The organism is Micrococcus sp. CS26, from assembly GCF_055522295.1.
In genome coordinates, this window is sequence record NZ_JBVFVY010000038.1 from 1 (window position 1) to 8,946 (window position 8,946).

The window sequence follows — 8,946 nt, forward strand, 5'->3', positions numbered from 1 at the left end:
CGCCCACGAGGGCCGAGCGGGACGCCGTGCGGTCGGTGCCCGACTGGTCCGTGGACGTGCACGTGCCGCTGCGGCCCGCCGCGGCCGGAGCCCGGCCGGACGCGGACGCCGTCGCCGCGTGGCTGCTGCGCCTGGAACGGGCCGGCGTCGAGCGCGTGGAGGTGCTGGGTGAGCCGGCCGAGCCGGGCGAGCGGGCCGTGCTCGCCGTGCTGACGTGTGCGCGGGCGCGGTGGCGTCGCCGGCGGGGCGGGACGGCGCGGGTATGGCGGGTGCCCGCCTCCCGGCTGGGCTGGGCGCCCGTGGCCGCCGTGCCGGACCTCGAGGCGTGGTGGGGCGGCTGGGGCTGAGCGGGCCGGTGCCCGCGGGGCGGGGCTGGCACAATCGCGGGCAGGACGGAACACGGGAGGATCGATGAGCGAGCTGGACTTCGCGGCGCTCGCCGCGTTCCTGGCCTGGTGGTTCGGGACGGCGGGCGTCGGCTGGATCCGGCGCGTGGATGGCTGAGGAGAGAGGACGCACGGATGCAGTGGGATGAGGGACGACGCCGGCACTACGGGCACTTCTACGGGCTCGAGGACCTGCCCGAGGGCGACCTGCTGCTGGTGTGGGGCAACTGCCAGGGCGAGTCGTATCGGCGGCTGCTCGGCGGGGAGCCCGGCACACCGCTGCACGGGGCGGACCTGGTGAGCGTCCGCGTGCCGCCCGCCTTCGAGGTCCAGCCGGATGAGGTCGAGCACCTGGAGCGGCTGCTGCCGCGCGTGAAGGCGCTCGTCACCCAGCCGATCCCCCACGACTACCGGGGCATGCCCATCGGCACGGACCAGCTCGTGGCCCGGCTGCCCGAGGACGCCGCCGTGGTGCGGATCCCCGTGGTGTACGACGTCTCGCGCTTCCCCTGGCAGGTCACCCTCCGCAACTGGAAGTTCGCGCCCGGGGCGGCCGAGCGGCCGGGGGAGGACCCGCCCGTGGTGCCGTACCACGACCTGCGCGTGCTGGCCGAGGCGGCGACGGGCCGTCGTCGGGAGGTGGCGCCGGCGGCGATCCGCGAGGCCGCGGCCGCGTCCGTGCAGGCGCTGCGGGCGAGGGAGGAGGCGAAGGGGACGCTGTCCATGGCGGACCTCGTGGCGGCGGAGCGGGGCGTCGGCTTCTACACCGTGAACCACCCGACCAACATGCTGCTGACCCGCGTGGCCGAGCGCGTGGCCGGGCACCTGCCGGGCGACGTCGCCGTCCAGCCCGTGCCCGCCTCCCGCGTGCTCCTCGGCGGGGTGCGCGCGCCCCTCGAGGCGGTCGTGGTGGAGGCCCTCGACCTCGACGCCGAGCCGACCGAGGACTGGACCGTGGCCGGACAGACCGTCCCGGCCGAGCAGCTGCGACAGACCCACCTGGACTGGTACGCGCAGAACCCGCAGGCCGTGGAGGTCGGGATGCGCAAGTACGCCGACCAGCTGCGGCTGCTGGGCCTTACGGGCTAGCGCCGGCCCCGGCCACCAGTGGAGGATGGGCGGCACGTCCCGTCTGCCGCGGAGCACGTCTGCGGGGGCGGCCGTACCGTTCCTTTGACCCCGTCACCCCACGGAGGACCACGTGACCGAGCAGTACGACATCCTGATCGTCGGCGGCGGCAACGCCGGCGTGTCCTTGGCCGCCGCACTGCGGCGGAAGCGGCAGGGTCGGGTCGCCATCGCCGACGGCCAACAGCTGCACCGCTACCGGCCGATGCTGAACTACGCGGCGGGCGGGCAGGCGGACATGGCCCGGTTCGAACGGCCGATGCGGGCCGTCATCCCGGACGGGGTCGAATGGATCCCGGACCACGTCGTGGCCGTGGACGCCGAGGAACGGACCGCGGTGACGAGCACCGGGCTGACCGTGGGCTTCCGCCACCTCGTGCTCTGCCCGGGGCTGACCCCGTGGTGGGGTGCGATCGACGGGCTGCGTGAGGCCTACGCCGCCGGATGGGCGGCGAGTGCGCACGTGCCCGAGCACGTGGACGCCGCCCGGGCGCTGCTGTCGCGTGTGGCCGCGGGGGACCGTGTGGTGGCGAATGTGCCGGCTGAGCCCTCCTCGTGCGGCGGCACCGTGCTCAAGGCGCTGTTCCTGGCCTGCGCGGCGTGGGAGCGCACGGGGATCCTGCCGGACGTGGACGTCCGCCTGGTGACCCCGTACGGCCGGATCCTGGACCGGCAGACCATCGACCCCGCTCTGGCCGAGGCCGTGGCGAGGTACGGCATCCATGTGCACGCCGGCGCAGAGGTGAACGCCGTGGACCACGAGGCCCGCGAGGTGGTGCTCAACACCGGTGAGCGGATCACCGACGTCGCGGCCGCGTACATCACGCCCGTGGTGCGGGCCCCGGAGTTCATCGCCGAGGCGGGCCTGGCGGACGACGGCGAGGCCGGCCTGGCGGCCGCGGATCCCGCGACCCTGCGGCATCCCCTGCACCCGCACGTGTGGGCGCTGGGCGACGCCGCCGCCCTGGGCACACGGCCCTCCGGCGGAGCCCTGCGCCGGCAGGTCAAGATCCTGACCCAGAACATCCAGGCCGCGGACGCGGGGAAGCCGCTCCAGAAGTACGACGGCTACACCGTGATCCCCGTGATGGTCAGCCGGGACGAGCTGGTCCTGGACGAGCACGTCCGCGACGGCTCCGAGGACCGGTCGATCCCCGGCGTGGACCTGACGAAGCCGCGGAAGAGCACGGCGGCCTTCGACCGCTTCGGCCAGCCCCGGATCTACTGGCACCGACTGCTCAAGGGCAAGGTCTGAGCCCAGCGTTCTCGCTGTCGCGACACGTGCGGCGGACGTGCTGTCCCTCGCGGGGCGCCCCCGCCCGATCCGGATGACGGCGCCGGCCCGCCGAGCGTTTTCGTTCGGGAAACGGCGGCGTGTCGCACCGCTGTCGTTCGGGAAACGGCGCCCTGCCGACGACGCCGCCCTCAGTCGTCGCGGCCCCGCACCGGGCGCTCCTCGAGCGTGGTCTGCACGACCCGCCCGCGCTTCCAGCTGTTCGCCCCCGGCACCACGTCCGGGACCGGGATGTCCGCGCGGTTGCGCCGCTTGGCCGCGGTGTCCACGCCCACGCGCTCGTCCCGGGCGCGCAGGAGGGCCTCGTCCACCTGGCCGTCGCCGGTGAGGCCCATCATCAGCTGGGGGATGCCGTACGGGAAGTCGTCCCGGTCGTACTGCCAGGTGTGGAACGTCTTCCCGTGGGTGTGGATGAGGTCTTCGAAGTAACTGTGCTCGGCCAGCTCGGGCACCCCGGGGGCCGTGAGGGCGCCGGAGCTCACCTCGTAGTGGTGGCTGTGCCACAGGCGCCGCTCCTCGTCGGGGAGGCTGCGGAACCGCTCCTCGCTGATGATGTACTCGATGCCGATCAGCCGTGCGTCCGGCGCGTTGCGGTCGAAGATCACGCACTGGTGCAGGTCGTGGCGCAGGTGGATGCAGAAGTGGCTGGCTTCGACCTGTCGGCCGAGGTCGTCGGCGTAGAAGTGCAGTCCGTTGAGATAGGTGCTCATCGCGCCCATGGGGTACTTCGGCTGGACCAGGCCGGATGCCGCGTCCAGGAGGCGGTGCTTGAGCGGGTGGCCCTTCCCGACGGCGCCCATGAGCGATCTTGCGGGCTGCGGTGACAGCGGCCGCGGTGCCCAGTCCGGCGGCGAACCCGAGGGCGGTGGAGGACAGGCGATGGGTGCTCATGGCCCCACGCTAGGAGCGCGGGGCGGACTCGGCCAGAGTGCCGGGGCTGCCGGGGCTGCCGGGGCTGCCGGGGCTGCTCAGGAGGCGGGGACGGCGGATCGTCTGCGCATCTGACCCTTCTGAGTGGGCGCGTGGTCGCCAGAAGGGCCAGAGAGGCAGAAGATTCCGGGCGGCCGGCGGGCACGACGTCGGTCCATACGACACGCGACAATGCGCAAAATGCATTTGCGCTAATTGCCTATCGACTAAGGATCACCCCTCTTGTGCTATTCGTGGGCCGGAGTAATCTCGATTCCAGCAGCACCGTCCCGGCCCGGGGCGGTCCCGAACCGGGAGGATCACGCCATGACCACCGCCGTCCGCACCTGCGCCGCCAGCGCCTGCGCCTTCAACGCCGAGTCGTCCTGCAACGCCCTGGCCATCACCGTCGCCGGCTCCGACCCTACGCCCGGCTGCGGCACCTTCGTCCAGCTGGACGTCCGCCGCCCGGTGACCGAGGGCGCCTCGACCGTCGGTGCGTGCCACCGCCTCGAGTGCACCTACAACGCCGACCTCGCCTGCACCGCCGAGGGCATCGAGGTCACGGACGTGGCCACCTGCGCCACCTACACGATCAACTGACGCCGCCCCTCAGGGGTGGGCGACCCGCGCCGGGATCGCGTCCAGCAGTCGCCGCCAGGCGTGCCAGGGGCTGTGGTCGAGCCGGCCAGCGCCGGGCAGGGCCACATGCACCGCGGTGCTCTCGCCGTCGCGGACGCGCAGCAGGGTCACCCCGGCTTCGTCCGCATCGAGGGCGCGGGCGGGGGACTCGGGCAGGGGCTCGGCGTCGACCTGCAACGGGGTGCTCTCGCCCGGCAGCAGGCCCAGGGCGACGGCGTCGGCCAGGTCCGCGAGCACCTCGGGGGCGGTGCCCAGCACGTCATCCGCCAGGTCTGCGAGCTCGGCCTGGTCGACGAGCCCGCGCGACGTGAGCGGCAGGGTGTGGCGGCAGAACACGGCGACGCCGTCGACGTCGTGCAACAGGATCCGCTGGGTCTCGACCACGCCCACGCGCACCCGCGGGCCGACGTCGGCCACGAGGTCCGCGACGCGACCGCGCAGCCCCAGCTCCGCGACCTCGGCCGAGTCCCGGCACCAGCGCAGGGTGCCGAGCAGATGCACGGATGCCAGGCGGGTGGGGACCGTGAGGTCCAGGGCGTCGCGCAGGACGTCCACGCGCACGTCGAGCGGCGCGGGCGTGTGGAACGCGCCGAGCGAACCGAGGAGGTTGGGGACGTGGGCGACCACGAGGCGGCCCTCCGCGCTCACGCCGTGGACGGCCGTCGTGAGCGTCTCGCCGGCGCGGAAGGCCGTGACCTCGACGGAGCCCTCGCCGCGGAGCAGCCGCTGGGCCAGCAGCAGACGACGGGGCGCCACGGGCGGCAGCGGATGAGCGGGGTGCGTGGAGGCGTGGGCCATGGGGGTCCTTCCGGCGGGGGTCCGGAAACCAGTAAGGCACACCTCAGTGAGATACGCAAGGCGAGTGTTGTGTATTTGTCACACGTGGGGCGGCGGGGGCGAGCGGTGCCGGGCTACGGTGACGGGACTCACATGCCGTCGTCGAGGGAGACAGCCGATCATGACCTTCCGCCCTACCCACTACCAACTCACGACGGCGGCCTTCGGCGTCGCCCTGGCGCTCGCCCTCACCTCCTGCGGCACGGCGCAGGATGCGGGCGGCTCATCGGAACCTGCCACCGCCACCGTCGTCGACTCCGCACTCACACGCATCAAGGAGGCCGGCACGTTGCGCGTCTGCTCCACCGGTGACTATCCGCCCTTCACCGAGCAGACCGAGAGCGGCGACTGGAAGGGCATCGACGTGGACATGGCCCGCGATCTCGCCGAGACCATGGGCGTGGAGCCGGAGTTCGTGAAGACCAGCTGGAAGACGCTCATGGACGACTACACGTCGGGGGCGTGCGACGTCGCCGTCGGGGGCCTCTCCCTGAACCCGGAACGCGCCGAGCAGGTGTACTTCACCGTGCCCACGCAGGAGGACGGCAAGACGCCGATCACTCGCTGCGAGGACGTCGAGAAGTACGACACCGTGGCGGAGATCAATCAGCCGGGTGTGCGGTCGATCTTCCCGGAGGGCGGCACCAACGAGAAGTTCGCGCGGGAGCACTACCCGCAGGGCGAGCTGCTGACACACGACAACCTCACGGTGTTCGACGCTCTCGCGGCCGGTGAGGCGGACGTGATGACCACGGACCGCTCCGAGGTGCTCTACATCGACCACGAGTACCCCGAGCTGTGCGCCGCGAACCCGGACGAGCCCTTCGACTACTTCCAGAAGGGGTACATGCTCCCGCAGGGCGACGAGGTGTTCAAGCACTACGTGGACCAGTGGCTGGCCATCGCGCTCAAGGACGGGACGTACGAAGGATTCGCGGAGCCGTGGGTCGGGGACGTGGAGCTGAGCCTGGAGGACTGAGCCGCAAGGGCGATCCCGTCCCCGCTGGGACGCCGCCCTTGTAGACGTCCGCGGTGGTGACGCGCTTCAGGTCTTCGAGTGCAGGAGTCGTCAGCCGGTGACCTCGAGCTCGAGGCCGAGCACCTCCATGACGGAGAGCACTGACTTCAGGGTGCTCTTGCCGGTGCCGCGCTCGATCTGGCGGACGGTCGCATCCGAGACTCCCGCCAGGTCTGCGAGCTGCTGCTGGGTCAGCAGGAGCTCTTTACGCATGGCGCGGACGCGATCGCTGATCTTCATCAGCGCCGCGGCAGAGGAGACTGCGCGTGTGGTGGCCACGGCTCCAGCGTGGCAGATGAGCAGCTGAAATCCGAAGGATTCTTCGGAATCGGTGACGTTCGACTGCTGCGGTGACGAGTCGACATGGGAAACCGAAGAGAACTTCAGATTCGAGCCTCCGGGGTCGGTCGAAGAGGTGCCGGCCTCCTCATCCGAAGAATTCTTCGGAACCCGGCCCTCAGGCATCAGGCGTGCGACTTTTCAGTGCCAGAATGAGGCCGACTGCCAAATCGCCGTGCTCCGAAAGGCTCTGCCACCATGCCCTCTCGCCAGAACCTCTCGAACTTCGTGTGGGGGATCGCGGATCAGCTCCGGGGCGTGTTCAAGCCGAACCAGTACGGCACGCTCGTCCCTCCGCTCACCATCCTGCGCCGCATGGAGGCGGTCATGGCCCCGCACCGGCTCGTTCTCGCGGGATCCCTCGTAGTGATCGAACAGGCTTGGCGGGATGGTCTCGACGGCGGCGAGCACTGACTCGATATCGTCCGGGGTGGGGGTGCGAGAAATCACGAGATGACCCCCTTCGCAGGGCTGCGAGCAGTATCCCTCCAGCCGCGGGCTCTGAAGTGCGGCTGTGGCAGGTGAAGTGGCCGTTCACCCTTCCGACGCGGAAACGCGACATGAGCATTCCTGCTCGACTCTCACATGTCCTCGGCGTGTCGCTCAATGGGTGCGTTGCTGTGCACAATATGCAGTTGAGGGCCTTCTCACCCTTCCTCGACAGACTCTCACTGGCACCCATTTCAGCCGCAAGAGGGCTTGGTTCGAGGCTCGCACATCAGTCACGGAGAGTTTTCTTATGCGCGCTCAGCGACTCCTCCTCTTCCTGCCCCTCCTGCTCGTGGCCACCGGCTGTTCCGGTCAGGAGGGACCGGGGCCGTCTAGCTCCCAATCCTCATTGTCCTCGTCTTCTTCGGCGGTGTCGCCGACGCCCGCCGCCTCGGAGAGCCCCATGCAGCTGACGGCCACCGAGACGTGCGAACAGCTGGCAGGCAACCGCGGTGGTCTTGCGTTAGACGTCCTGGACTTCAGCGTGGACTTCTACATGGAAGACCTCGTCATGAGCGATAGGGAGCGTCGCGTGGCGGGGTTGGTGGAGCAGGGCGATCAGCTGCGCGCGGTCGCCCATCCCAAGTATCTCGACACCTTGGACCGTCTGATGGCCGAGCCTGAGGAGATCCAGCGCATTGTGAAGTCGGGCGGTGGCAGGTACACGATGCCAATGCAGGACATCGTGCAGTCTGTGACCGGTGCAGCCACCGACTGCTACCAGCCCGGTGAGGAACTCAACAGGTTCGTTGAGAACATGACGCCCATCATTAACCGCATCCCGGAGTATGCGGCGCTGGAGGTGGACGGCGCGTCCGAGGGCGCATCCTCCACGCCGGCTGCATCGTCGACCTCGACCCCTACTGCGGGGTCTGCTCCTGCATCGGAGCCCACGCCCACCCCTGAGCCCACGCCGACGCTCTCGGAGGAGACGGAAGCGGCAGCCGAGCATGAGGCCGGGGATGTGCCGATGGAGTACCAGTCGGCGCTTCGCAAGGCGTACAGCTACGAAGAGAACATGGACATGTCCAAGATGGGCATCTATGGCCAGCTGGTCTCCGAGTACGGTGAGCAGTTCTCACCAGAAGCGGCGCAGTACGCGATCGACAACATGACGGACGTGGACTGGAATGCCAATGCGCTGGCCAAAGCGAAGAGCTATCAGGAGATGATGGACATGTCGCCGTCTGCGATCTACGACCAACTGGTCTCGGAGTACGGCGAGGAGTTCACGCCCGACCAGGCGCAGTACGCGATCGACAACCTGTCCCAGTGACGCCCGGGCATGCCCCGCGCGTTGAATGAACGCGTCGGCAACGGTGTCGCCAGGTGGTCCACCCGCCGCCCGCATATTCTGGTCCTTCGCAGCCCGCGGAGGACCAGAATATGCGGGGCTGTGTTCCGCCTGACGCAGGGCCGGGGCGATCTCTATCAGCGGCGCCAGGTCTTAGCGTCCCGAGCGCCAGATCTTCGCCATCTTCTCCGCCGCCGCGGGGTCCACCGAGGCCCCCAGAAGCTGTCCATGCGGGGTCGGGGCAAGTCGCCGTTCGCGGTGGAACAGCTCAGAGTGGTTGATGTCCTGCACGCCGCGGTTCCACAGGTGCAGTTTGGATTCGTAGGTGAAGCTGCCCCTCATGGATGCCAGCCGCTGGGGGTCGGTGACCCAGGCGTACTTGGACGAGTCGTTGAGCTGGTGATCGACAGCGCGTGTGACGGCGGCGGCGACCCAGTCGGCGAACTGCACGTTGGAGCTCAGCGAACTGTCCACGTGCATGGGCGGTTCCACGATGCACCGCATCTCCGGAAAGTCGCCGGCTCGGCTGAAGATGTGGGCATACATCGATGCAACGCGTTCGACTCGCGTCTTCTCATTGATTTGATCGATGATCACCATGAGGTTATGT

General features: G+C 69.8%; 10 protein-coding genes and 1 pseudogene. 7 read left to right on the forward strand and 4 right to left on the reverse strand.

Annotated elements, in window-relative coordinates; all coding sequences use genetic code 11:
* From ACZ1IK_RS10825 to ACZ1IK_RS10835, 3 genes and pseudogenes are all read left to right on the forward strand, one after another.
* A pseudogene (locus ACZ1IK_RS10825) lies at positions 1 to 347 on the forward strand (glycosyltransferase); the annotation flags it as partial.
* Between the two features lie 174 nt (positions 348 to 521).
* A complete protein-coding gene (locus tag ACZ1IK_RS10830) occupies positions 522 to 1,475 on the forward strand; it encodes a WcbI family polysaccharide biosynthesis putative acetyltransferase (RefSeq protein ID WP_465098505.1) in 954 nt (317 codons plus the stop codon).
* 112 nt (positions 1,476 to 1,587) lie between these two features.
* Positions 1,588 to 2,769, forward strand: a complete 1,182-nt coding sequence (locus ACZ1IK_RS10835) for an NAD(P)/FAD-dependent oxidoreductase (RefSeq protein WP_159305714.1) — start codon at positions 1,588 to 1,590, stop codon at positions 2,767 to 2,769.
* Between the two features lie 170 nt (positions 2,770 to 2,939).
* Here the strand turns inward: ACZ1IK_RS10835 and ACZ1IK_RS10840 are convergent, their stop codons facing one another.
* The gene (locus ACZ1IK_RS10840; protein WP_465098506.1) at positions 2,940 to 3,608 is read right to left on the reverse strand and encodes an OBAP family protein; all 669 of its coding nucleotides are present in this window, start codon (positions 3,606 to 3,608) and stop codon (positions 2,940 to 2,942) included.
* A gap of 436 nt (positions 3,609 to 4,044) precedes the next feature.
* Between ACZ1IK_RS10840 and ACZ1IK_RS10845 the strand changes: the two genes are divergently transcribed.
* Positions 4,045 to 4,320, forward strand: a complete 276-nt coding sequence (locus tag ACZ1IK_RS10845) for a DUF1540 domain-containing protein (protein ID WP_144820019.1) — start codon at positions 4,045 to 4,047, stop codon at positions 4,318 to 4,320.
* 9 nt (positions 4,321 to 4,329) lie between these two features.
* Here ACZ1IK_RS10845 and ACZ1IK_RS10850 read toward each other — a convergent pair whose 3' ends face one another.
* Entirely contained in the window at positions 4,330 to 5,157 is an 828-nt protein-coding gene (locus tag ACZ1IK_RS10850) for a hypothetical protein (RefSeq protein WP_101965915.1), read from the reverse strand.
* 160 nt (positions 5,158 to 5,317) lie between these two features.
* Here ACZ1IK_RS10850 and ACZ1IK_RS10855 point away from each other — a divergent pair, with 160 nt between their 5' ends.
* Positions 5,318 to 6,175: a transporter substrate-binding domain-containing protein gene (locus tag ACZ1IK_RS10855; protein WP_465098507.1), complete on the forward strand. Its 858-nt coding sequence runs from the start codon at positions 5,318 to 5,320 to the stop codon at positions 6,173 to 6,175.
* A gap of 90 nt (positions 6,176 to 6,265) precedes the next feature.
* On the opposite strand, the gene ACZ1IK_RS10860 is transcribed toward ACZ1IK_RS10855, so the two are convergent.
* Positions 6,266 to 6,493, reverse strand: coding sequence for a helix-turn-helix domain-containing protein (locus tag ACZ1IK_RS10860; protein ID WP_223247472.1), 228 nt, complete (start codon positions 6,491 to 6,493; stop codon positions 6,266 to 6,268).
* 258 nt (positions 6,494 to 6,751) lie between these two features.
* On the opposite strand from ACZ1IK_RS10860, the gene ACZ1IK_RS10865 reads away from it, so the two are divergent.
* Positions 6,752 to 6,967, forward strand: a complete 216-nt coding sequence (locus ACZ1IK_RS10865) for a type I restriction-modification system subunit M N-terminal domain-containing protein (protein ID WP_069942031.1) — start codon at positions 6,752 to 6,754, stop codon at positions 6,965 to 6,967.
* A 478-nt stretch (positions 6,968 to 7,445) separates the two neighbouring features.
* Positions 7,446 to 8,318 carry an Ltp family lipoprotein gene (locus ACZ1IK_RS10870; RefSeq protein ID WP_465098508.1) on the forward strand — a complete coding sequence of 291 codons (873 nt, stop codon included), beginning with the start codon at positions 7,446 to 7,448 and terminating at the stop codon, positions 8,316 to 8,318.
* Between the two features lie 171 nt (positions 8,319 to 8,489).
* Here ACZ1IK_RS10870 and ACZ1IK_RS10875 read toward each other — a convergent pair.
* Positions 8,490 to 8,946 (reverse strand): DUF3800 domain-containing protein (locus ACZ1IK_RS10875; RefSeq protein WP_465098509.1); only part of this gene is annotated, 457 nt, incomplete at its 5' end.